Below are 21,907 nucleotides of genomic sequence, written 5' to 3' on the forward strand. Positions count from 1 at the left end.
ATGTGAATTTTTTCTCAAAGCTCCTTCATGATGAGGGAGCTTTTTTCTATGAAACGGCATGTGCCGATGAGTGGGTCCATTTGATCGGAGCAAGGGCAAGGATGCAGTCTTTACGAAAGGTTCTCATCGTCTTCTTCGATAAACAATATGCTTGGATAAGCTGATCCGTTTGACGGTGGACAATGATTTTTCTCTTTGTGCACTCTCCATTTTTCTTCATATAAATCATCTCAATCGGTATTTGCTGATGAAGAGATTGTTTCAGTAAATAATTCATGATGCTCACGCTCCTTTCATTTCATTATAAACGAACAAACGTTCTTTTTCAACACAAAAAAGAACGTTTGTTCTATTTTCTTCCTCAAAAAAAGAACAGCTTATTCACTGCTCTCCTTGTACCCGTATTTCTCCATTTCTTGATAAATGTCTTTTAATTTTGGATTGCCCTCTCCAACGATTTGATCCTCTACTAAGACAAGCGGATAAAAGAATTCATCATCAAGAATTCGTTCAGACAATTCCTTTTGTTGTTCATTTTCTGGCGGGTGCTCAATATCAATATATGTGATGCGAAATGGCTGATTCGGATATTTTCGTTTTAATGCTGCATCTAACCATTCAAACGTATCTTTTGAAGAAGGCAGATTCACGCAGCTGGCGCACAGTACATCTCTTCCATATACATAAAGATCGACGGTTTTGTTCATTTGACAAGCCCCCTATTCTTACTTCATTTTAGCTGAATTTTCTGGATGAAAAAAGCAAAAATCACTTTTTGTTTCAAGATGAGATTGTGCTATAATGAAAAGGAAACTTTGAAACCAATCAATAGATTTTTATCGTCCAGATGAATATAATGGTGATATGTTGTGAAAGGAGCGATTATATCTAATGACTGAAGTCGAAATGAAAGACCAAGTACAGGAAGTACTGGACAAACTTCGTCCATTTCTATTACGTGATGGTGGAGACTGTGAGCTTGTAGACATTGAAGATGGCATTGTGAAATTACGTCTTCTTGGTGCATGCGGCAGCTGCCCAAGTTCAACCATTACATTGAAAGCCGGTATTGAGCGCGCATTATTAGAAGAAGTGCCTGGCGTTGTAGAAGTTGAACAGGTTTTCTAATTCATATATGACATGAAAACGACCCGATTTGGGTCGTTTTTTTCATGATTGACAAAGGCTTTAGCCCTTTGTCTTCTTTTCAGCGTGATATGAAAACCCTTGAAGTCTAGGAAGGACGAGTACTGGCGTGGAGCGAATTTTCTATTCGTGAGCACCAGCACGCAGGACTGACACCGAATGCGAGGGTTTGTCAGCACGCTGAAGGGTCGTTTTTTATTAGGCTAGCTTTTCTCTAAACCATTCCTTTATAAAAGTCAGTCTTTGAATACGCTGCCCCGGGTGTCCGCTTCTGGATAAATCATGAGATGCCTTCGGGAATTTGACCAATCTTGTGTCTTTCCCAAGCTCCTTCAAGGCCACAAAAAGCTGCTCTGCTTGATCAACTGGACAGCGATAATCTTCATCACTGTGCAAGATGAGCAGCGGCGTGTTCATCTGCTTCACATATTTTAGCGGCGAACGATCCCATAGCTTATCGACAGAATCATAAATATCCCCATCAATCTGCCACCTTGTAAAGAAATAACCGATATCACTGATGCCGTAAAAACTAATCCAGTTTGAAATGGAGCGCTGTGTGACCGCTGCCCGAAAGCGGTCGGTCTGACCGACAATCCAGTTGGTCATAAAACCGCCATAGCTGCCGCCTGTCACGCCAAGCCTTGTTTCATCAAGGAAATCATAGGCTGTGAGCACATGATCAACAGCCTGCATGACATCGTCATAATCAACGTCACCATAGCTTCCTCTCACACGGTCGGTAAACATTTGTCCGTATCCATGACTGCCGTGCGGGTTGATATACACAATGGCATAGCCTTCAGAAGCGAGCATTTGAAATTCATGAAAATACGTATGACCATACATCGCATGCGGTCCGCCATGAACCTCTAGAATGAGCGGATATGTCTTTCCCTCTTCCATCTTGGAAGGCTTCATAAACCAGCCATGCACCTCGTCGCCATCTTTTGACTGAAAAGAAAATGGTTCAGGTTCCGATACGATATGCTCCTTTAGAAAATCATGATGCTCGAACGTGATTTGCTTTAGTTCTGTCTCCCCTAATGTCATCTCATACAGCTCACTTGGAGAGACAGGTGAAAGCCGGCTGAGCAGCAATTTGGATTCATTTGGATGAAGGCTGAAATTGGTGATATGTTCCGCCTCTAGTCGAACAGGATAGGCTAAACCTTCAATAGAGAAATAATAAATCCCTGTACTGCCTTGATCAGAAACAAGCGCATAAAACCCTTGGCTGTCCTTTGTCCACTGCGGAAGCTGATAGACCTCTCCCATCACGCTATCTCCTGCCATACAGTTCCCAACATACATATCGAGCATTTCTGACAGTTGAACCGTCTTTTCTTCCTTCAGATCATACAGCCATAGTGATGGGAAGGTGGCATTTTGAAATTCGCGCTCATGTCCAATATACAAAAGACTCTCTCCATTTGGAGAAAAAGATACGGTGGAATAAGCGCCGTTTGCTTGTGTGATCTTTTTTGTCTGATCATCTTCTAATGACAGAAGACACACGTCACTTATGTAAGGTATCTGTGGATTTAATTGAATAAAGGCTAGCCATTTGCCGCAAGGAGAAATCGTATGATTCATATGATGAACCTGCTCGCTCGTGACAGGCTCTATCTCTCCTGAATCGATATCCACCTTCACGATCTGCGTGACACGCCCATCTAAAAAGCCTCTTCCATCTGCTTTATAGGTCAAATCATCATATACCGCTGGAGCAAAGTCATCTTGCTCTTCCTTTTTTTCATCATGAACAGATTCTGATTGTTTCAATGACACAGCCGCATAAAGAAAAGCACCATCTGGAGAAAAGACAGGATGAGATACTCCGTAAGGAATCGTCGTTAAAGTTCGCACGCCGCCTCCTTCGCTCTTCATGAGCGCCAGCTGAGGAACTTCCTTTGGCTTTTGTAAAATAAAAGCAAGCTGCCTGCCGTCTTTTGACCAAACTGGCTGATGATGCTTTCCATCCTCAAATGTCCATTGTGCCAGCTCCTCTGTCTCTTCATCTCGAACCCATAAATGGATATTGTAATCGTCCTTTTTCTCATTCACAGTGACTTTTGTAAAGACTGCCTTTTTTCCATCTGGTGAATAAACCGGATGGGAAACAGAAACAATCTTCGTTAAATCTTCTGCCGTCATCAATTTCTTCATGAACGTATCTCCCCCTTTTATGCTTAAAAAATAGTTCGATCCTCTAAATAATAATCCCTGCTTCTTCATATAAAAACAAGCATAAAAAAAGAACGTGCAGATTCACAGCACGTTCTTAGATTGTTGAAAAAGGGCTAAAATGATCTTTATTTTAGCTCTTTTTCTTCTTTTCAGCGTGACCTGAAAACCTTTGCAGTCTAGGAAGAACAGCTACTTTTGCGGAGCGAATTGAACATTCGTGAGCACCAGCGCGCAGGACTGACAACGAATGCGAGGGTTTGTCTACACGCTGCGAACGTGCAGATTCACAGCACGTTCTTTACTTGATTAACAGGATGATGCTGCACGACAACACCTTCTACTGGCACCGTCAGCAAATCGACTTCGCAATGCGGGAAGTTTTGGGCAAGCTGTTCTTTCAGCGCTTCTCCCTTCCCTTTTTCCACTAAGGTGAGGATCGTCGGCCCAGCACCGCTCAAAGCCGTTCCATAGGCTCCTTTGAGAGAAGCGACATGCTCTACCTTTGAAAGCTCTGGCACAAGCATTGTGCGGTAAGGCTGATGAAATAAATCCTTATTCATCATTTCTCCAACAAGCGGCCAGTTTTGCGTCATTAAGGCGGCCACTAGGACGTTGCTCACAGCACTCGCACTGACGGCATGTTTATAGGAGAAATCCTCTGGCAGGACATCACGGGCATCCTTTGTCAGCACTTCATAAAAAGGAATCACCACGACGACATCTACATCCACATGCTGCACTTTCACGGCATGTGTTTTGTCTTCTTCGTGGAGACCAATCAGTAAACCACCGAATAAAGAGGCACCCGCATTATCTGGATGACCTTCTACCTCACTTGCATAAAAGAGCTTCTGATCATCTGTCATGTTTAATTCAAGAAGCTGATTGGCAAGTTCAATGGCGGCCACGATGGCAGCAGCACTGCTGCCAAGCCCCCGTGCCAATGGAATGTCACTCCACACTTTGACATGAACAGGCGGGAGTGTTTTTCCAAAGTCATCTGCGACCTTTTTGGCTGTTTGATAAATCAGGTTGTCGGTGCCTGATGGAATCCCAGACACGACATCTGTTTCTGCTTCAAACAGCCAGCTATCATGGTCATAGACCGATAGCTTTAAATAGCGGCTGAGCGCCATTCCAACTGAATCAAAGCCTGGTCCTAAATTGGCAGTGCTTCCCGGTACTGTGATTGAAAAAAGCATGGAGGCTTCACTCATACGCGTGCGGCCTTTTCTAGGTGTTCAAGAATTTGATCTTCATCTGCATCGAGTGTGACCGGCTTGATTTGTGAAATATCGATAGCCGTATTTGGATCTTTCAGTCCGTTGCCTGTTAGTACCGCAACAACTTTACTGCCTGGCTTGATTTCTCCAGATTTCACCTGCTTTAGAACGCCCGCAATCGACGCACATGAGCCCGGCTCTGCAAACACACCTTCTTCACGTGCAATCAATTGATATGCATGAAGAATTTCTTCATCAGTCACTTCATCAATCTTTCCGTTTGATTCATCTGCGGCTGCCACAGCTTGTTTCCAGCTCGCTGGATTTCCGATACGGATAGCCGTTGCCACTGTTTCTGGCTGCTCAATCACTTCATTTCGAACGATTGCCGCTGCACCTTCTGCTTCAAAACCGCGCATGACAGGCAGTCCTGTTCCCTTTTTCTCGTGATATTCCTTGAAGCCTTTCCAGTAGGCCGTGATGTTCCCGGCATTTCCAACAGGAATCGCCAGTACATCCGGGGCAGAGCCTAGCTGCTCACAGATTTCAAATGCCGCTGTCTTTTGTCCTTCAATTCTATAAGGGTTGACCGAGTTCACAAGGGCAATCGGCGCTTTTTCACAGATGCTGCGGACGATTTTCAGTGCATCATCAAAGTTGCCGTCAATGGCAATGATTTCTGCTCCGTACATGACGGCCTGTGCAAGCTTACCGAAGGCAATTTTCCCGTCTGGAATGATGACAATACATTTCATGTCAGCACGGGCTGCATAAGCCGCTGCTGCTGCAGAGGTATTCCCTGTTGAGGCGCACATGATCGTATCATTGCCTTCTTCTTTCGCCTTTGCAACGGCCATGACCATTCCTCGATCCTTGAAAGAGCCTGTTGGATTGACGCCTTCTGTTTTCACATGAAGCTCAATCCCCAGCTTTTCTGAAAGCTTGGCGAGGTGGACCAGCGGTGTATTCCCTTCATTTAATGTTAGTTTAGGTGTAGATTCGTTTACTGGTAAGAATTCTTGAAATTCTTCAATGAGTCCATTCCATTTCATCGGCTTAAACCGTTCCCTTCTACTCGGTACGTGCTCTTCACTTGAACCACCACGTCGAGGTCGTTTAATTTTTGCAGGATATTTGAGAAATCTTCTTCTGAGGTCTGATGTGTAATAATCACAATTTCAGCCAGCTCATCATGTCCTTTCACAGGAAGCTGAAGGATCTTTTCAAAGCTGATGCCTCTTTCAGAAAAAATAGATGTAATGCGGGAGAATGCCCCGACTTGATCTCTAACATGAATTCTTAAAAATTGCTGAGCAAATATTTCTGATGAGGATTTGATCTTCTTCTCAAACTGCGGTGCGATAAATCCGCTTCCGTTCACGCCAAGGCGCATGTTTTTCATTACTGCGACTAAGTCTGATACAACAGCTGTTGCTGTCGGCAGACTTCCTGCTCCAGGTCCGTAAAACATCGTTTCTCCTACAGCACTTCCGTAGACATACACCGCATTGAATTCATTGTTGACAGATGATAATGGATGATGATCAGGAAGTAAGGTTGGCTGAACGCTGACCTCTACTTTCTCTCCATCCCGCTGAGCAATTCCGATCAGCTTCATTGTATAGCCAAACCGCTTACTGAAATTAATATCCTCATCAGAGATATCAGAAATACCTTTCACCTTTACATCCTCTAAATCTACATTCATGGAAAAGCCGAGCCTTGCAAGAATCGCCATTTTCCTTGCTGCATCCAGTCCTTCTACATCAGCTGTCGGATCTGCTTCTGCAAAGCCTAGATCCTGTGCTTCTTTTAAGACGTCCTCATATGCGCTTTTATCGACATTCATTTTCGTTAAAATAAAATTCGTTGTACCGTTCACAATCCCCATCATCTTCGTGATTCGGTCAGAGGCCAGCCCTTCCTCCAGCGTACGCAGAATCGGAATTCCTCCGGCGACACTTGCTTCATAATAAAGATCACAGCCATTTTCTTTCGCTACATGTAAAAGCTCCGTACCGTAAAGCGCCATTAAATCTTTATTGGCTGTAATGACATGCTTCTTCTCATTCAACGCATCTATTAAATATTGTTTTGTCTCTTCAATGCCGCCCATCACTTCAATGATGACGTCGACCTCTGGATCTCTAATCACATCGTATACTTCAGTTGTGAAGACCTCTCTTGCGACATCCACATCTCTTTTTTTATCGGGATTGCTCACAAGCACTTTTTGTATTAATACCGGACAGCCGATTTGGTGCATTAATTTATCCTGATGGTCTTGGATAATTTTTACGACACCGCTTCCCACTGTTCCTAATCCTAATAGCCCAACTCGAATTGCCTTCACCTGAAATTCCACCTTTCTACGTAAATGTCCTCTCTAAAAAGACATTTGTTAACCTTACACAGACATTCAATGTACACACATTATAAAGGGGTATCCTCATTTTGACAAGGTAATAAAATACGAGATTGTCATAATGAAACCGCTTAACAGCTATTTATATCAAGATTCTATATTTTCAAAATATTTTTGTCAGAAAAGCTCCCGAACACCGGGAAGCCTTCTATTATGAACGAACCGGCGTTTTGGCTGGCTCGTCTTGTAAGACAAGCGCAATATTTTCAGCACATAAACGCATCATTGTTTTTCTTGTTTCGACACTAGAACTTCCAATATGAGGAAGGACTGTGACGTTAGGTAATGTCGTTAACGGATGAGACGGGCTGACAGGTTCCTGTCTAAATACATCCAGACCAGCGCCGGCAATTTTTCCTGTTGTGACAGCCTCGTATAAAGCATCCTCATCCACAGTCTGTCCTCTTGATACGTTAATGAAATAAGCAGAGTTCTTCATCAGATCAAATGCTTTTTCATTAAACATGTCTTTCGTTTCCCGGGTTAACGGCGTCAGACAGACGATGAAATCAGACTGCTTGAGAAGTTCCTCAAAAGCCGCATAGGTCACGCCAAGCTGTGCTTCTGCTTCGGGTTTTCTGGAACGATTATGATAAAGGACATTCATATTAAAGCCTTTGGCCCGCTTGGCAAGTGCTGTTCCAATGCTGCCCATTCCAACAATCCCGAGCGTTTTGTGATGAACATCAGCACCGGCAAGAAGAAGCGGCCCCCAGCCTGTCCAGTTTCCATCCTTAATCCAATCACTCGCCTCGACAATGCGTCTAGCTGACGCCATCAGAAGAGCAAAGGCTAAATCCGCCGTCGATTCTGTTAAGACGTCTGGTGTATGACATACGGTGATTCCGTGCTTTTTGGCTGCTTCAAGATCAATATTGTCATAGCCAACAGCAAGGTTTGCAACCACCTTGATATTCGGAGCCTTTGATAAAAGCGGCTCATCTATTTGATCTGACAGCATGGTGAGAAGCGCATCCGCTTTAGCAGCCTGTGTTTCTAACTCTTCTCTTGGACACGGCTCATCCTCGCTTTGCCACATCTCAACATGAGCGACTTCTTTTAATGGTGTAAGTGATGCTTCATCCAGCTTTCTTGTGATATAGACATAAGGTTTTGGCAAGAAGAACACTCCTTTAATTGATTTCTTTAAGCATAACGAAAAACGCCTCAAGAGAAAAGAGACGTTTCGTCTGTTCACTGAAACTTCAAATCAGCTGCAGGCTGAATCCAGCCAACAGCCGGAATGGGGCTCTCGCCGCTTCGCATGGCACTCATTTCTTGAAAGACCTTTAGAAAGTATTCATAGCGATTGGCGTCATTTAAGACGTAATCTAACCGTTCTTCATAATATGACTTTTCATTTTCTCCCGACATATAGTAGCCTTCCACAATTTCAAAGTAATGAAGCGGGAACAGCAGGCGGCTGTATAACAAACGCTTTGAAAAGGAGGAAAGAGGTGTCACCTCCTCATATTGCTGAAGAAAGGAAAAGCCCTCTTCAATTAAATCCTCCTTATGCTGTACAAAGGTCTCTCTTAAGTATTCGGCAATATCACGGGTTGGATGATCAAAGACCCAATCCACCGGTAAACGCAGCGGCTGCTCATGCGGCCATGTCATACGTGAAAAGCGCTGATGACAGACAGTGCCTGAGTCACCTTCTTTCGGTTCATCATCAAGCTCAGTATCGACTAAATATTGAATGGCATTCTCCGTTAATCCAAGATAATACGGAAACGATTCAATGAATTTTTGTTCAAACCGTTCCAGCGGTTTTTGATGCATTTGCTGCATCCAAAAGCCTTCGAGCTGATCTAATCGTTTTGCCCATAATTCCTTCCAGGCACCGACACGTTTTGTTTCGGATACTTCATATGGAAAGCCTCTTCCCCTGACATGAAAGGCTGCCAGTTCTGACGCTTGCTGAAACGAGCGGCTTGAGAGCGGAGGCGCTGCTTTTAATAAAGCATACTGCTCCTTCCCATGAGTAAAGGTGGGCTTCTCTTCATTTGTTAATTCAAACACAGCGACGTATGGGTCTCCAGCATTCAGTAAATACTGACTGATATGATACAACTCCGAGAGTTCTTCTTCTCGCAAATGAGACACAGGAACAATGAGGAAGAGAGCCTCCGCCGTTTGAAAGCTCTGATAACTGCCATATGGCGTAAATTGACGAACATCAATACCAAATGTGTGATAAATGGTTTCTTTCATGTTTTCACCTGCGTTCCTATGATCAATCTCTTATCATATCGTAGTCGCAGGTTGAGGGATTTATGAATACTATTTACTATCCGAAGCTTTTTACACGTTGTGGACAAATTACGAGGATTGGGTGAGGAATACATGCCGCATCATCATGAGATGAACGAAGTAGAAAAAACAGCAAGACGCCGTTTACAAGAACGAGGCGTAACCATTCAAGATATAGCAGACCTTGTCTACTTTTTACAGGAAAAATATCATCCTGGCTTAGACATGACAGAGTGCATCCACAATGTGGAGCGTGTCATCGCAAAACGTGAAGTCCAAAATGCGATATTAACGGGCGTTGAACTAGACGTACTCGCCGAACAAAAAAAGCTGACTGAGCCGCTTCAATCAATACTTGAAACGGACGAAAGCCTGTATGGCGTTGATGAAATTTTATCCTTTGCTATCGTCAATATTTATGGTTCAATCGGCTTTACAAATTACGGATATATCGATAAAGAAAAACCAGGTATTCTGGGGAAACTCAACGATAAATCCACAGGCGAATGCCACACCTTTTTAGATGATATTGTTGGCGCTATTGCTGCTGCCGCATCAAGCAGGCTGGCACATAGTGCAAGAAATGCGGAATAAAGAAAAAGAGGACGCGCGCGTAACGCTGTCCTCTTTTTTTATGATAATCGCTCAATCCACTCGGATAATGAATCAATGACATAGGTTGGCTGCTTTTCATACTTCTGAAGCAGCTCTTTTGTTGTCACACCTGTATGGACGAGTAATGTGTCCATTCCTGCATTCATTCCTGCCATAATATCCGTATCATAGTTATCACCCACCATGAGCGTCTCAGACACATCTGTCCCAAGTACACGCATCGCTTGTTCCATAATAATGGATTCCGGCTTTCCGATAAATGTTGGCTGAACCGTTGTCGTCACGGTCAGTACGGATGTTAACGAGCCGTTCCCTGGCAAAAGCCCTCTTTCTGTTGGAATAGCTATATCTCCATTTGTTGAGACAAATTGTGCGCCTTGACGAATGGCAATCGCACCTACTGCTAATTTTTCATATGTAATGCCTCGATCAATTCCAACAACAACGAAATCTGCGTCTTCCTGACCAAACGTCAGCCCCTTTTCTTCAATGGCCTGCTTGATTCCTTCTTCACCGATCACGTAAACTGACGCATCTTTCTTTTGTTCAGCAATATAATTGGCCGTCGCCATACTTGTTGTAAACACTTGTTCTTCTGTTGCTGGGATATCAAATGAAACGAGTTTTTCCGCTACCTGCTTTGGCGTACGTGATGAGTTATTCGTGACAAACAAGTAAGGGATGTTCAACTCATTTAACTTTTGAACAAATTGACCTGCTTCCTCGATCTTTTCTGTTCCTTTATACATGGTCCCGTCTAAATCAATTAAATAGCCTTTGTATTTCATGATGCTCACAACTCCAATGGTTTATTTAAACGCTGATACTGGGCCAAGCTCCTGTTCCAAGTAGGTACGGATGCGGCTTGGAAAGACCTCTAGCACCTGCTCTACTTCGCTGATCACCTGCAATAAGTCATGATGATTTACTTCCTGATATTGCTGCACAAGTGTTTTGCGGGATGAGACAAGCTTTTTCAGCTGACTTCCTTCCACTTCTGGTACAACCTTTTCATCAACAAGTATATCCATGATGTCATCATAGCTTCCTGGGTCACGCATAATAAAGCCATCAATCATGTCATTTCCTGTATCAAGAATACATTCGACGAGCAAATGAACAATTCGTTCCAGCGCTTTTTTCTCTAGAGGACTTGTCCATGTTTGATGACTCTGCATCAATCCATATTGCTCCTCGAAAAAACGTAATGTCTCTTCAATCTTTTTTCTGTCTACGAAATACATTATGACGCTCCCCTTTGCGTTATTTTCTGATTCGCTTTAAGACAAAATAGGCACAGCCAAAATTACAGTATTCATAAATGTATTCATCGAGTGTGCTGATTTTAGTATCAAATGTGGCCTTTTGGTTTTGGTCATCAAAGAACCCTTTCAGCCTGAGCTGATTATAGCCCCAGTCCCCCACAATATAATCATACTTATTTAAAATATCTGAGTACCTTGCTTTAAACGCTTCTTCATTAAAGCCGTCTTTGATATCTCTTACAAGATCAAAGGTAGCATTCTGAACGACGATCATCTTCTCACCTCTTTTTAAACGATCCATCTTTAATGATAATTCATTGGAAGAACTCCATCAATTGCTAAAGCATGTTTTTTACGATTTAGACGAAGCTAAAGGAAAAAAGGAGGTCACATTTATGAAGAAACAACTGACAGCCGCGATTCTCCTTAGCATGCTTTTAGGCGGGTGCGGCTTTCAATCAGGTATGAACCGGCAAGTGGATGAAGATTCTTCAAGTAAAACCATCCGTCTGTCGGATCGTCATGAAGGAAATAATTCCAATATGCCAGAAGCAGATACAAACAGAGCAGGATATGTTCGTTACCAGCGCCAGCAAGTAACGGATCAAAAAGAAAGAACCCCTGCTTTAAATCGTGAGCATCTTGCCCACGTGATTACAAGTTTAACGGTGCAGCTGCCAAACATCAAAGATGCAGCCACACTTGTGACAGATGAGGATGCACTCATCGTGTATCGAACAGGAAACAAAAACCGTGATGAATCTGCCGATCAAGTAAAGAAAACGGCGGTTTCTGTTCTCCCTCGTTATTATCATGTATACGTCTCTGATAATCCAGAGCACTTTCAATCCATTGCCAATTTTTCACGTCTTCAAACCAATTCACGTGATTTTGACCAAATTTTAACCAAAACGATTCAGCAAATGAAGTATTCCCCTCAAGGCGGGAACATATCGAATCAAGAAGATGCAAATGGGATGACGAATTCCGACCGTACGATGAGAAGAAACGCCCCTTACGGCCAAAATTAATACGAGAAAAACGCCAGAGAGCTCTGGCGTTTTCTTTGTTATGCTTGCGCCTGACGTTTTTTAGACGCTTCGTTTACTTGTTCATCTGCATGGTAGGAAGAGCGCACAAGCGGCCCAGCTTCACAGTGGCTAAAACCTTTTGACATCGCAATTTCCTTCAGCTCTGCAAACTCATCCGGATGGTAGTATTTTTGAACTTTCAAATGCTTTTTCGAAGGCTGTAAATACTGGCCAATCGCCATAATATCCACGTTATTGGCAAGAAGATCATCCATGACTTCAATGATTTCTTCCTTCGTTTCACCAAGTCCAATCATAATGCTTGATTTTGTTGGAATGTCTGGCTGCATTTCTTTTGCACGACGCAAGAATTCTAATGAACGATCATATGTAGCACGCGCACGAACTCTTGGCGTTAATCTGCGAACTGTTTCAATGTTATGATTTAAAATGTCAGGACGAGTGTCCATTAACGTCTTCAAGTTATCATAATTACCGCCCATATCTGAAGGGAGAACTTCAATGGTCGTGAATGGGCTTTTTCTTCTAATCGCACGAACGGTTTCAGCGAACACACCTGCTCCGCCATCCTTTTGATCATCCCTTGCAACCGCTGTTATGACAGCGTGCTTTAAATTCATTAAGGCTACTGAATCTGCCACGCGTTCTGGCTCTTGCAGGTCAAGCTCAGTCGGAAGTCCAGTTTTCACCGCACAGAAACGGCATGCGCGCGTACAAACAGATCCAAGGATCATAAATGTAGCGGTTCTTCTCACTGCCCAGCATTCATGAATATTCGGACATTTTGCTTCCTCACAAACGGTATGCAGGTTGTTTTCCCGCATCATTTTCTTTAAACCGGTATAGTTTTCATTCGTATTCAGCTTAATTTTAAGCCAGTCCGGTTTTCTTACGTGCTCTTCCTTCTTTGCCAATTCCATCATCTCCATATGAATTCGTTAAAGGTGCATCTACAAAAATCTTCCTGCTATATACGATGGATGCAGCCAAGAAGCTGCAAAAAATTGAATCTTCGGCCTAAAGCCTTTTCTTTAGACACTTTAACATAGTACAGATTGAACAACAAGGGAATGAGCTGCAAAAATACCCAAAAGCCTCCTAAAAAAACAGAAGAAAATTACTAACATTTTCTTCTTATGAAATAGAGTGATCTAACCACACTAAACGGTAGAAGACAATGCTCGATGAAAGGAGATGGACGTTTGTGAAAGTGGTTTTAGCCATCATGATTGCTCTTTCAATGCTCCCTTTACCTGTTCATGCAAAAGGGACGGGCAAGCAGCCAGATGAATTGAAGCAAAGAATGGCCCTATATGAAAAAGTCTCCATCACAACACAGGTTCCATGGTATGTACTTGCTGCAGTTGATCAGTATGAACACAATATTCGAAAAAGCAGAAGAGATTTACCGAAACAAAAAGGCGTCATTGGCATCTACATTCCCCGGGAAATGTGGATTGGACCAGAAAACCCGAATAAACAGGATACCTCTCCTTTAAGCATTAAAGTGTTTGACGGAATTGGTCTTGATGGAAATGGGGATGGCAAAGCAAGCAGCGATGACGATGAGGATGTATTGTTCACGTTTGCTCAATACTTGCTTCACTACGGCAGCAGCATTGATCAATTAAAAATTGGCTTATGGGACTATTATGGACGTGATCAAACCGTTGGAATCATTTCATCTTTTATGAAGCTATATAAGCACTACGGCCATCTTGATCTTGGAAAGCATGCTTTTCCTCTTCCAGTTGGAGCTGACTACAGCTACCGAAGTACATGGGGAGATGCGAGAGGGTTTGGAGGCAGAAGAATTCATGAGGGAACCGATTTATTTGCCCATTATGGACTTCCCGTTCGTGCGACATCGTATGGCGTGATTGAAATGAAAGGCTGGAACCGTTTTGGCGGCTGGCGGATAGGTATTCGAGATATTCATAATCATTATCATTACTTCGCTCACTTAAATGGCTTTGCGAAAGGACTCAAGACAGGTCAAATTGTTGAACCTGGCCAGGTGATTGGGTCTGTCGGAAGCTCCGGTTACGGCCCTCCTGGCACTGCAGGAAAGTTTCCGCCGCATCTTCACTATGGCATGTACAAAGACAACGGCAGAACGGAATGGTCATTTGATCCATATCCTCATTTGAGGGCGTGGGAAAGAGCTGAACGGAAACGAAAGTAAATAACAGCCCAATCTTTGTTGGGCTGTTATTCCTTTTTCTCCTTTTTCTCTGGGAGAACAATTGATGGAGCACCTGAGTTTGTTCCACTGCCATTATAATAATCTGGTACGTCTCCTTGAACGGCTTGTATGGAGACAGGAACAGAGTTTTTAACTACGATTGTTTCAGAAGCAAATGGGATAATGACTCTTACCTTGACCTCGATCAGAACACTAATATCAATCAAGGCATTGTTGATACCATAAGGCTTAATGTTTTTTTCAACGTCCGTATGCGGATCACCAATCACACTAAAGCGCACAGGCACTTTTGGTCCGAGGTTGGCGATGAGTGCATTTCCGGATGCTTGCCCAAGCGGAATGTTATATATAATGCCGTCATGTCCATCTGTTTGATCCTTTAATGCTTCTTTTGCCTCTTTTTGAAAGTTCCCCTTTTCAATGTCCTCTAAATTTTTTTGAAGATGACGCGAGAGGTCAGCCATTGCTTTCGATGTTGCTTGCGCATTAAAATCGATGGTCGTCACTTTTCCGTTCTCACTTGTATTCATGACCACCATATCCTTCATATTCTCCTGATCATCTGCAAAGTCTTGCACTGAATATTGTATGAGGTGATTGGCGATGCGCTCTGTTTCGAGTTCAGCAATGTGAATAAGGGTAGGTTTAATGGATCGGTTGATAAAAAATAAACTAATCACGGTTGAGAGCACAAAGAATAAGATCGCAAGCAGCATGACGTAACGAAATGGCAAAGGGCCCTTCTTGTAGGGGCGATAACGGCGGTTCATTCTCAATAAAAAATCCCCCCTTCTCCATTACATGTGTATGCAGACAGGCGGGGGGATAGGAATCATCTCTCTATTTTATTTCACCATTTTTAATAATGCATCTCTTCCAATTGTTCCAGCTGAGATGCCCAGCGCTTCTGCGGCGTATGTCACAGATTCTAAAGGAGCATCGAGCAATTGCTCAATGGTTCTTACACCAACTGCTCTTCCTGCAATAATTCCTCTATCTGCAAGCTTTTCATTCAAGAGCCCGACATCCAGTGCACCGCACATAATATACCCATGTTCATTTGATACTGCCATAAAATTTGTCTTCGGCAGCTTGACGGTGACCGCTGTAAAGGAATGGCCATCAATTGTAATAGGTGTTAAATTCACCAAATCCCTTCACTCCTCTCATCACAATCTATGTGAAAAGAGGGCGCGTGTTGTTAGGCTGAAGCGGATTTCAATTGGCTTCCTTCAAGCGCCATGTCAGAACATCACGTAAAAATTCAGGCATGAAATATTCAATGTGTTCGTGATCACGGATATGAGGAAAAAGAGAGCCTAATGTATACATATCGACTGTGCCAACTGTATAGGAGGCGTCTTTTTTGATCAATTGACCATGTACAAAGACATCCTTCACCCGTTTGGCATCGCCTTCCTCTAACGTATAGCTGAGTCCGCTATATAGCATTTTCCCCATTAGCTCACCTCTAAATCCGAAGCCTTTGATGCGCAGCTGTTCCATTTTTTCTTCACAGCCCCGTCGAACTGTTTCGATAAGCTGTTGACCGGTAAGCGTCACCCGAATGGGATTAATGGGATGCGGACATATCCGGTGGATTTCTTCTCTTGTGACGATCCCTGCCTCTAATGAATCAAGCACCATTCCTGCATTCATCATGCCAATATCTGCTCCGCACCAATCTTTAATGGCATCTGTTAAGAGCTGCGGAAGCGGAGATTCGTCGAACCATTTCGTTTCTAGCTTCGACTCAATCGTTGTCACTTTTTCCTGCATGAGTGCTTTCGCTCTTCTTTTTGCTTGCTGTAAGGTGGTGATGGCTTCATCTGATTCACTGATGAGCTGATCTACTGACTGTACTGTCGCTTTTTTCTCTATCAGCTCTTTGCGCGCTGTATCGATCGTCAGCTCAACACAGCCAATATAATGCCCATACTTTTCAGCGCATGCAAGCAGCACACCATTGTCCATTTCACCTTGTTCTAACAGATGATGCGTGTGTGAGCCTAGGATGATGTCGATGTCAGGGAAATCACGGGCGACCTCTCGATCATGGATGATACCAAGATGGGATAAAAGCACAATGACATCTGCCTGTCCCTTCACTTCCTGCAGCATGTCCCGTATGCTGTCAAACGGATCAGTAATGTTCCAGCCCAGCTTTTCATATACAGGTGTATACGCAATGGTCACGCCTAAGAGACATATCTTCAGTCCGTTTTCCATTGTGATCATATGATAGGGCTTTGCCCATGATGGCCTTTTGCCTTTCTCAAATAAATTAGACAGGACCACTGGAAATTGTGCATTCTCATACAAGTGATCCAGCTGATCATGGGGCAGCGTAATGCCTTCATTATTCCCGATCGTGACTCCATCATAGCCAAGCTGATTGAGGAGCTTGACGTTTACCTTTCCATAATCCGCTTCGGATACGAGGTTCACTCGATCCATATGGTCGCCAATATCAAACAAGAGCATCTGATCGTGAACTTGACGCTTTTCTTCAATATAAGCTGCAATTTTTGGCCAGTTCTCAAAGTGGCTGTGCAAGTCGTTTGTATGATATAACCATAGCTTCTGCAGCATGTTGATCTCTCCCTCAAGTTGTCACTGACCGTCTCATTCAGGTTGAAAGCTTCAGTCAGCTCTCGGTTAACTAAATAAATCTAACTGCTTCGGAGACAGGTTTGAATAGGTGATATCCAGCAAATCAATCATCTGCTGGCCATTCGCCGCTGCATCTCCGCCAGAGTTATTATTAAACACGACATAGACATCTTTCGATTGCTGATGCAGGATGTCGAGATTCTTTTTCCACTCTTTTAATTCAGCTTCATTATATAAATATAAGTATCTTACTTCACGCCAATTCTCATGGTCTGCCGGGTGAAGCCAGCCCTGTTTATTCCTCCCGTGAAATCGGACCAAGGTTTTATCACGGTGTGTAGCTTGTATGACTGGCGGAATGGAGCCTTCTCCGACTTGCGGTTCATCACAGACGGAATGAATCCATCCTTCCGTTTCCATAAAGGACAAAGTCTGCTCATAAAATTCCTCTGAAAACCATGTACGGTTTCGGAATTCGAGTGCACATGGAATATCGCCCATCTTCTCCTTACACCATCTTAAATAGTGGACGTGCTCTTTTTTGCAATCAAACCAAGGTGGAAATTGAAAGAGCACCATGGCCAGTTTCCCTTCACGAATGAGCGGAGTCAGCGAAAGAATAAATGCATCAAACATGTCCTCCTTCGAAGCAAACGGAATCTCGCCCCTTTGATGTCCAGTCATTCCTTGGTATGCTTTCACAACAAATTGAAAGTCATCTGGCGTATCCTTTATCCACTTTTCATGATTACGCTCAGGCTGAACCGCATAAAAGCTGGCATCCAGTTCCACAATCGGAAACGTTGATGCGTAGTGAAACAGCTTTTGCGCGCTGCCGATTCTCGGCGGATAAAGACTGTCATGATCTCCCCAGCCAGTTAATCCGATATAAATCATGTTTCTCACCTCTTGCCACTCTCATGTATAGACGGCTTCCTCACATCAAAGCCTTTATTCCTTGTGATACCCATATTTATGAAAGAAATTCTTCTGTCTACAACATATCATATTTGCTCGTAATTCTGAATGAAGATGACTGGCGGCACGTGATTTTGTCCTGACGCTCTGTTTGTTTGTTATATGAATTGACAACTTTCTATCTAAAATGATTTTAGCTGATAACATAAAATGCATATCAGAGATGTTGACAGTGATTGTCCATTTTTTTATTCATCTTCACCAATAAAGGAGACCCAGTGGATATGAACATAGACGATAATCAGTTTGAAATTTTACAAAAATTGGCCAAAAAGATTCACAAGCCCATCTATTTGTTTAACCAGCATGGACGTATTCTCTATACCTCTTCCCCCATGATCACGAGCCTAGAATGGATGCACATTCTCCCCTTTTTCCAAAGCAGGACAACTCATTCTTTTTCAATGATACATGCAAAACAAACCTTTTCCATCTTTCCAATTGATCTAAACGAACAAACATGTGATTATCTGGTCATCCCTTCTTTCATTCACCCGCAGAATAAAACTTTGCATGGGATCATTGCAAAAGCAGTAAACGAAATGTCGATTGCACGTATGAGACAATACGCCGCCCTGCAAACGGCCAAGCGTGCTAGAAATGAGGGCTTTCGCAAATGGATAGAGAGGGCATCGTCTTCCCAGCAAGATCCCTTACATTGCGCTCAGGCATTTGGATTAAACGCCGAATGCCGCTATCTATGTATGATCTGTCAGCTTGACGAGCGCAGTGATTCCACATGTTTTATGAAGCAGCAAATGGTTTTAGATCAAATGGTTGATCTGCTCGAAAGTGCACTTCCAAGCTGCCCATTTCCTGCCTTTCTGTTTTTAAAAGGTGATATGGGTGTTGTATTGATGGAGGAGACTGGCAGTTGGCCAGAGGTTAGCGGCAGGCTCAGCTCTTTTTTAAAACAGTTGCAGATGCTTGTTAAACTGCAAGTGAATCATACTATTTCTTTTGGGGTGAGCTTGACAGGCTGCCTCATCTCCCATCTGTCTGAAGGCTACAATGAAGCATTAGAGGCTCTTCAAACAGGACATCTCTCATCGCGTACTGAATATATTCAATTTTATCAAGCGAAGGATGTGCCAGATTTACTAAGGCTCATTCCAAGAAAGGATATGATCACGTTTCACCAGCTCCACCTTCACCCGTTATCTGAACCATCACAAGTCGATCAAAGCCTTCTTCACACCTTATCTGTCTATTTAGAAACCCATTGCCACATTTCAGAAACAGCCAAACGATTGTCCATTCATCGCAACACGGTCATTTATCGCCTCGAGAAGTGTGAAGAATTGCTTCGAATCAGCTTAAAAGATTCTGACGCAACATTGCGGCTGCGCTTAGCATTCCGTATTCAAATGTTTCTCTCATCCCATCCTGATTGAATTTTTTCTTCTGAAACTTCATATAGTTTGGAGGAGAAAAATGAGACTCAAGGAGGGATGATAAATGGATGATGAGCTCCGTCACATCCCGCAGCCCATTCGAAAGGATGGCGCGGGTGCCACCGACTTAGGCCCGCGCGATGTCCTTCGAGATATAGAGAACCCAGATATGCTCGTTCCCCCTAAAACCGATGCCGGAACAATCCCCAATTTAAAATTTTCATTTTCTGATACACACATGCATTTGAATCACGGCGGCTGGTCGAGGGAAATTACAAAGCGGGAGCTGCCGGTTTCAACAACGATTGCAGGTGTCAATATGCGGCTCACACGCGGAGGTGTTCGTGAGCTTCATTGGCATAAGCAGGCGGAATGGGCGTATATGATTTTAGGCAAAGCCCGCATCACATCTGTAGATGCAGAAGGGCGAAATATGATCGCTGATATAGAAGAAGGCGATTTGTGGTATTTTCCACCTGGTATCCCGCACTCTATTCAAGGACTTGAGGATGGTTGTGAGTTCCTTCTTGTATTTGATGATGGCGATTTTTCTGAATTTGATACATTCACGATCACAGACTGGTTTGCCCATACACCGAAAGAGATTCTCTCCGCCAATTTTGGTGTTCCTAAGAAATTGTTTGACCATATTCCGAAAAAGCAGCGCTATATGTTTCAAGGCTCGCCGCCGTCATCCTTAGAAAGCCAAATGGTATCTGACCCATACGGCAGCATTAAGCCCCCATTTACGCACCAGCTTCTTCGTCAAAAACCGATAACGACCTCTGGCGGAACCGTCCGAATTGTCGATTCACGGAATTTCCCGATTTCAAAAACGATTGCGGCTGCACTTGTTGAAGTAAAACCTGGCGGCATGAGAGAAATGCACTGGCACCCTAATAATGATGAGTGGCAATACTATTTAACAGGTACAGCTAAAATGACGGTCTTTGGAGCAGGAGGTACTGCCCGCACCTTTAATTACAGAGCAGGTGATGTTGGATATGTTCCTTTTGGCATGGGGCATTACATCCAAAATATCGGCCAAACGAGCCTTTGGTTTTTAGAGATTTTTAAAAGTGACCGGTTTGCAGATATTTCGTTGAATCAGTGGATGGCCTTAACCCCGCCTCAATTAGTGAAAGAGCATTTACACGTAGATGAAGCGATGATTCGTGCGCTTCATAAAGAAAAATCACCTGTCGTGAAATATGAAAGATGATGCCCATCATAAAAAACCGATCAATTCGTCCTGATCGGTTTTTTATCAGCAAATTTTAAGAAGCTACCGAAGCATGCTGCACTTTTTTCCCCCACACGATGGATGCAGCGAAGCTTACGCAAAGCACCAGTGTTCCAAACATAAAAGGAAACTCAATATTCATATCAAATAATATACCCGCAAGACTCGGTCCGACGATATTGGCAAGGCTCATAAAGGATGTATTGAGACCGCCTGCTACCCCTTGCTGATTGCCTGCCATCTTGGACAGCAATGTATTGAGGGCTGGACGGACGAATGACGTAGCCGATAAAAATAAAATCGAACCTGTAAAAATCAACCAAAAGGACGGCGCAAAACGGCAGGCGATCAGCATGAAAGCCGCACCTAACAGCGCATAACGCACGACTCTCATCTCCCCAAATCGTCTCACACAAACATTCACTAACGCACCCTGAACAAGCACCCCGGCAAGACCTGCAACCGTAATCACAAACGCAATATCTTTAGGTGAAAATCCGTGTTTTTGGTCTACATATAAGCCGAAAATCGATTCAAAATGAATGATTCCGAAATTGAGGACAAAGGCCAATATAAACAAAAAGCCGTACGATGTCCTTAGAGCCTCGATCATTTGTACAAAAGGATTGAAATGAATATCCTTGTTGAGCCGCGCCTCTTCCTGTTTTTCCTTTGTTAATGTTTCAGGTAAGAAGAGGATGGATAACAAAGTAGAAAGAGCAGCAAAGGAACCGGCAATCAGAAATGGAAATGCGATCCCGTACTCAACCAAATAGCCGCCTACGCCAGGCCCAATGACAAAACCTAGTGTCATCGCTGCACTGAATAGACCCATTCCTTTCCCTCGATCCTTTTCACTTGTGATATCAGCGATGTATGCAAACATGGCCGGCATAAGCAAAGCCCCGGCAGCACCGCCTAAAAACCGAGACACGAACAGCATCCAAAGCTGATCAGCAAAAGCAAAAATAAACTGAGCAATCGTAAAACCCGCAATCCCGGCAATGATCAATTTTCTTCGTCCAAATCGATCGGTCAGTGCCCCGGCAACCGGCGATAACGCAAATTGTGTAAAACCTGTTGCAGCGACAAGAAAACCGAGTGTTTTCCCTGTTGCACCAAAGGCTTCGATGTAACTCGGCATAACAGGTACAATGAGGCCAAAGCCAAGCATGGCAATAAAAATATTGAGCATCAAAATGTATAATCTGCCCATCTTCTTCATATAAAAACCTCTTTCTGCAAAATAAATGAAAATGATGACAAAAATGGTGATAACTCCTCCAGTATAGCGATAACCT

Annotated in this window: 22 protein-coding genes and 1 pseudogene; 6 read left to right on the plus strand and 17 right to left on the minus strand. The window is 43.4% G+C overall.

The genetic code is table 11. The features are described from left to right. Positions 1 to 46: 46 nt before the first annotated feature. Together NSS65_RS15475 and NSS65_RS15480 are read right to left on the minus strand one after the other, a co-directional pair. On the minus strand, positions 47 to 277 hold the full coding sequence (locus NSS65_RS15475) for a hypothetical protein (RefSeq protein ID WP_046313316.1): 231 nt from the start codon (positions 275 to 277) through the stop codon (positions 47 to 49). Between the two features lie 100 nt (positions 278 to 377). Next, positions 378 to 707 (minus strand): YuzD family protein, encoded by a 330-nt coding sequence (locus NSS65_RS15480; RefSeq protein WP_034282615.1) that lies wholly within the window; start codon positions 705 to 707, stop codon positions 378 to 380. Between the two features lie 121 nt (positions 708 to 828). Here NSS65_RS15480 and NSS65_RS15485 point away from each other — a divergent pair. After that, a pseudogene (locus NSS65_RS15485) lies at positions 829 to 1,128 on the plus strand (NifU family protein). Positions 1,129 to 1,344: 216 nt separating this feature from the next. On the opposite strand, the gene NSS65_RS15490 reads toward NSS65_RS15485, so the two are convergent. From NSS65_RS15490 to yutH, 6 genes are all read right to left on the minus strand, one after another. Further along, positions 1,345 to 3,315, minus strand: a complete 1,971-nt coding sequence (locus NSS65_RS15490) for a S9 family peptidase (protein ID WP_326135311.1) — start codon at positions 3,313 to 3,315, stop codon at positions 1,345 to 1,347. A gap of 305 nt (positions 3,316 to 3,620) precedes the next feature. Further along, positions 3,621 to 4,553, minus strand: a complete 933-nt coding sequence (gene thrB / locus NSS65_RS15495) for a homoserine kinase (protein WP_024423360.1) — start codon at positions 4,551 to 4,553, stop codon at positions 3,621 to 3,623. Further along, positions 4,550 to 5,611 (minus strand): threonine synthase, encoded by a 1,062-nt coding sequence (gene thrC / locus NSS65_RS15500; RefSeq protein WP_034282619.1) that lies wholly within the window; start codon positions 5,609 to 5,611, stop codon positions 4,550 to 4,552. Before thrC ends, thrB begins: the two co-directional genes overlap by 4 nt. Beyond that, positions 5,608 to 6,912, minus strand: a complete 1,305-nt coding sequence (locus tag NSS65_RS15505) for a homoserine dehydrogenase (RefSeq protein ID WP_041115785.1) — start codon at positions 6,910 to 6,912, stop codon at positions 5,608 to 5,610. Before NSS65_RS15505 ends, thrC begins: the two co-directional genes overlap by 4 nt. Before the next feature lie 223 nt (positions 6,913 to 7,135). Continuing rightward, complete coding sequence (locus NSS65_RS15510; RefSeq protein WP_326135310.1) at positions 7,136 to 8,104, minus strand: D-glycerate dehydrogenase; 969 nt, start codon at positions 8,102 to 8,104, stop codon at positions 7,136 to 7,138. Positions 8,105 to 8,178: 74 nt separating this feature from the next. Then, positions 8,179 to 9,201: a spore coat putative kinase YutH gene (gene yutH, locus NSS65_RS15515; RefSeq protein WP_326135309.1), complete on the minus strand. Its 1,023-nt coding sequence runs from the start codon at positions 9,199 to 9,201 to the stop codon at positions 8,179 to 8,181. Between the two features lie 132 nt (positions 9,202 to 9,333). Here yutH and NSS65_RS15520 point away from each other — a divergent pair, with 132 nt between their 5' ends. Continuing rightward, positions 9,334 to 9,834, plus strand: coding sequence for a phosphatidylglycerophosphatase A (locus NSS65_RS15520; protein WP_025094161.1), 501 nt, complete (start codon positions 9,334 to 9,336; stop codon positions 9,832 to 9,834). 38 nt (positions 9,835 to 9,872) lie between these two features. Here NSS65_RS15520 and NSS65_RS15525 read toward each other — a convergent pair whose 3' ends face one another. From NSS65_RS15525 to NSS65_RS15535, 3 genes are read right to left on the minus strand one after another with little or no spacing between them, the layout of a single operon-like run. After that, on the minus strand, positions 9,873 to 10,646 hold the full coding sequence (locus NSS65_RS15525; protein ID WP_087978090.1) for a TIGR01457 family HAD-type hydrolase: 774 nt from the start codon (positions 10,644 to 10,646) through the stop codon (positions 9,873 to 9,875). An 18-nt stretch (positions 10,647 to 10,664) separates the two neighbouring features. Further along, positions 10,665 to 11,099, minus strand: a complete 435-nt coding sequence (locus NSS65_RS15530; protein WP_326135308.1) for a DUF86 domain-containing protein — start codon at positions 11,097 to 11,099, stop codon at positions 10,665 to 10,667. A 19-nt stretch (positions 11,100 to 11,118) separates the two neighbouring features. Further along, a complete protein-coding gene (locus tag NSS65_RS15535; protein WP_024423368.1) occupies positions 11,119 to 11,394 on the minus strand; it encodes a YutD family protein in 276 nt (91 codons plus the stop codon). A gap of 121 nt (positions 11,395 to 11,515) precedes the next feature. Between NSS65_RS15535 and NSS65_RS15540 the strand changes: the two genes are divergently transcribed. Further along, the gene (locus NSS65_RS15540; RefSeq protein WP_024425978.1) at positions 11,516 to 12,151 is read left to right on the plus strand and encodes a YhcN/YlaJ family sporulation lipoprotein; all 636 of its coding nucleotides are present in this window, start codon (positions 11,516 to 11,518) and stop codon (positions 12,149 to 12,151) included. Positions 12,152 to 12,189: 38 nt separating this feature from the next. Here NSS65_RS15540 and lipA read toward each other — a convergent pair whose 3' ends face one another. Further along, the gene (gene lipA / locus NSS65_RS15545) at positions 12,190 to 13,086 is read right to left on the minus strand and encodes a lipoyl synthase (RefSeq protein WP_008360456.1); all 897 of its coding nucleotides are present in this window, start codon (positions 13,084 to 13,086) and stop codon (positions 12,190 to 12,192) included. 326 nt (positions 13,087 to 13,412) lie between these two features. Here lipA and NSS65_RS15550 point away from each other — a divergent pair, with 326 nt between their 5' ends. Further along, positions 13,413 to 14,357, plus strand: coding sequence for a M23 family metallopeptidase (locus tag NSS65_RS15550; protein ID WP_229137106.1), 945 nt, complete (start codon positions 13,413 to 13,415; stop codon positions 14,355 to 14,357). Between the two features lie 26 nt (positions 14,358 to 14,383). On the opposite strand, the gene yunB is transcribed toward NSS65_RS15550, so the two are convergent. The 4 genes from yunB to NSS65_RS15570 all read right to left on the minus strand — a co-directional run bounded on the left by yunB (position 14,384) and on the right by NSS65_RS15570 (position 17,888). After that, the gene (gene yunB / locus NSS65_RS15555) at positions 14,384 to 15,154 is read right to left on the minus strand and encodes a sporulation protein YunB (protein ID WP_080701219.1); all 771 of its coding nucleotides are present in this window, start codon (positions 15,152 to 15,154) and stop codon (positions 14,384 to 14,386) included. 69 nt (positions 15,155 to 15,223) lie between these two features. Further along, positions 15,224 to 15,529, minus strand: a complete 306-nt coding sequence (locus NSS65_RS15560) for a DUF1805 domain-containing protein (RefSeq protein WP_034282637.1) — start codon at positions 15,527 to 15,529, stop codon at positions 15,224 to 15,226. A gap of 67 nt (positions 15,530 to 15,596) precedes the next feature. After that, positions 15,597 to 16,970, minus strand: a complete 1,374-nt coding sequence (locus NSS65_RS15565) for a bifunctional UDP-sugar hydrolase/5'-nucleotidase (RefSeq protein ID WP_326135306.1) — start codon at positions 16,968 to 16,970, stop codon at positions 15,597 to 15,599. Between the two features lie 66 nt (positions 16,971 to 17,036). Continuing rightward, positions 17,037 to 17,888, minus strand: coding sequence for a DUF72 domain-containing protein (locus NSS65_RS15570; protein ID WP_041115777.1), 852 nt, complete (start codon positions 17,886 to 17,888; stop codon positions 17,037 to 17,039). Between the two features lie 305 nt (positions 17,889 to 18,193). Here NSS65_RS15570 and NSS65_RS15575 point away from each other — a divergent pair, with 305 nt between their 5' ends. After that, entirely contained in the window at positions 18,194 to 19,363 is a 1,170-nt protein-coding gene (locus NSS65_RS15575) for a helix-turn-helix domain-containing protein (RefSeq protein WP_326135305.1), read from the plus strand. 64 nt (positions 19,364 to 19,427) lie between these two features. Beyond that, positions 19,428 to 20,585, plus strand: a complete 1,158-nt coding sequence (locus NSS65_RS15580; protein ID WP_034282645.1) for an oxalate decarboxylase family bicupin — start codon at positions 19,428 to 19,430, stop codon at positions 20,583 to 20,585. Between the two features lie 55 nt (positions 20,586 to 20,640). On the opposite strand, the gene NSS65_RS15585 is transcribed toward NSS65_RS15580, so the two are convergent. After that, positions 20,641 to 21,831: an MFS transporter gene (locus tag NSS65_RS15585; RefSeq protein WP_326135304.1), complete on the minus strand. Its 1,191-nt coding sequence runs from the start codon at positions 21,829 to 21,831 to the stop codon at positions 20,641 to 20,643. Between the last annotated feature and the right edge of the window lie 76 nt (positions 21,832 to 21,907).

Origin of the sequence: Bacillus sp. FSL K6-1006 (assembly GCF_038593175.1) — a bacterium.
Lineage (GTDB): Bacteria > Bacillota > Bacilli > Bacillales > Bacillaceae > Bacillus > Bacillus safensis.

Bases quoted from the DNA above. Each gene is read 5' to 3' on its own strand.
- NSS65_RS15475 (WP_046313316.1), bottom strand. From the start codon at position 277: ATGAATTATTTACTGAAACAATCTCTTCATCAGCAAATACCGATTGAG.
- NSS65_RS15480 (WP_034282615.1), bottom strand. From the start codon at position 707: ATGAACAAAACCGTCGATCTTTATGTATATGGAAGAGATGTACTGTGC.
- NSS65_RS15490 (WP_326135311.1), bottom strand. From the start codon at position 3,315: ATGAAGAAATTGATGACGGCAGAAGATTTAACGAAGATTGTTTCTGTT.
- thrB (WP_024423360.1), bottom strand. From the start codon at position 4,553: ATGAGTGAAGCCTCCATGCTTTTTTCAATCACAGTACCGGGAAGCACT.
- thrC (WP_034282619.1), bottom strand. From the start codon at position 5,611: ATGAAATGGAATGGACTCATTGAAGAATTTCAAGAATTCTTACCAGTA.
- yutH (WP_326135309.1), bottom strand. From the start codon at position 9,201: ATGAAAGAAACCATTTATCACACATTTGGTATTGATGTTCGTCAATTT.
- NSS65_RS15520 (WP_025094161.1), top strand. From the start codon at position 9,334: ATGCCGCATCATCATGAGATGAACGAAGTAGAAAAAACAGCAAGACGC.
- NSS65_RS15530 (WP_326135308.1), bottom strand. From the start codon at position 11,099: ATGTATTTCGTAGACAGAAAAAAGATTGAAGAGACATTACGTTTTTTC.
- NSS65_RS15535 (WP_024423368.1), bottom strand. From the start codon at position 11,394: ATGATCGTCGTTCAGAATGCTACCTTTGATCTTGTAAGAGATATCAAA.
- NSS65_RS15540 (WP_024425978.1), top strand. From the start codon at position 11,516: ATGAAGAAACAACTGACAGCCGCGATTCTCCTTAGCATGCTTTTAGGC.
- NSS65_RS15550 (WP_229137106.1), top strand. From the start codon at position 13,413: ATGCTCCCTTTACCTGTTCATGCAAAAGGGACGGGCAAGCAGCCAGAT.
- NSS65_RS15565 (WP_326135306.1), bottom strand. From the start codon at position 16,970: ATGCTGCAGAAGCTATGGTTATATCATACAAACGACTTGCACAGCCAC.
- NSS65_RS15570 (WP_041115777.1), bottom strand. From the start codon at position 17,888: ATGATTTATATCGGATTAACTGGCTGGGGAGATCATGACAGTCTTTAT.
- NSS65_RS15575 (WP_326135305.1), top strand. From the start codon at position 18,194: ATGAACATAGACGATAATCAGTTTGAAATTTTACAAAAATTGGCCAAA.
- NSS65_RS15580 (WP_034282645.1), top strand. From the start codon at position 19,428: ATGGATGATGAGCTCCGTCACATCCCGCAGCCCATTCGAAAGGATGGC.
- NSS65_RS15585 (WP_326135304.1), bottom strand. From the start codon at position 21,831: ATGAAGAAGATGGGCAGATTATACATTTTGATGCTCAATATTTTTATT.